At 37.8% G+C, this 1,035-nt stretch carries 1 protein-coding gene; it reads right to left on the reverse strand.

The features are described 5' to 3' along the window. A partial coding sequence (locus DOK76_RS13275; protein WP_370590134.1) for a reverse transcriptase domain-containing protein occupies positions 1 to 612 on the reverse strand: 612 nt, incomplete at its 3' end. Positions 613 to 1,035 lie beyond the last annotated feature (423 nt).

A 1,035-nucleotide genomic window follows, 5' to 3' on the forward strand; every position in this document is an offset into this window, starting at 1 on the left:
TAAAACATGTTTATCTTTCACTTTCTTTTCAATGTAATACATTAATTTATCATGATTGACAGTATCAAAATAAGCTTTCATATCAATATCTACAACATATTTGTATCCTTGTTCGTAGAACTCTTTCGCTCGTATGATAGCCATTTGAGCACTACGCTTTGGACGAAACCCAAAGCTATTATCGGAAAACTCAGATTCAAATATTGGTTGCAATACTTGATTAATCGCTTGTTGAATCATTCGGTCGATAACCGTAGGTATTCCCAACTTTCGTTTTCCACCACTAGGTTTAGGGATTTCAACCCTAAGTACTGGTTGTGGTTTATATTTACCACTTAAAAGTTGTTCTAATAAAACCTCTTGGTTTTCTTTCAAGTAGGGAAGCAATTCATCATAGCTCATACCATCTACGCCTGCCGCTCCTTTATTTCTGACTACTTGCCTATAAGCTAGGTTAAGATTATCTCTCGACAAAATTTCCCTAAACAAATTAACACCATCTTGATTGTTTTGTTCACCATGAAAAGCACTACTCGCTCTGTCATATCTTTCATGTTCCACATTATCCTTTTGATAGTAGCTTTCTTTAACTGTTTTCTGTGATTGTCGCACTTTTCACACCTCCTAAAATTTTCAAGATTACTATTGTTCAGTCCTTCGTAGTCTATCAGTCTGACTACTACTATGACCTCGGCTGACTTCTTACGATTCATCTAAATGTCACCACTCAGATTGTCTATTGGTTCGTTATCATTCAACTTACACTTGACCCTCGTAAGATCTCCCCTGGTAAGAGCTATAACTTTCATTCCATGTAACTGCTAGATTTACTGTATAAGTTTCGGGCAATATCGGACTTTGTTTTGTTTGGCAAACTCGTCCAACTTAATTCAGCCTTATATCTAGTTTCTGTTCGTCAGTTCGGAAATTTGCGTCGAGCTTCCTTCAGTCACTGCCTCACGGCAGACACCTTGCTTTTCGCTAACAGTTCCTATTGCCAAGCCTGTAGCGGACTTTCACCACCTAGTTATAGCC

Source organism: Candidatus Vagococcus giribetii, from assembly GCF_017316185.1.
GTDB lineage: Bacteria > Bacillota > Bacilli > Lactobacillales > Vagococcaceae > Vagococcus > Vagococcus giribetii.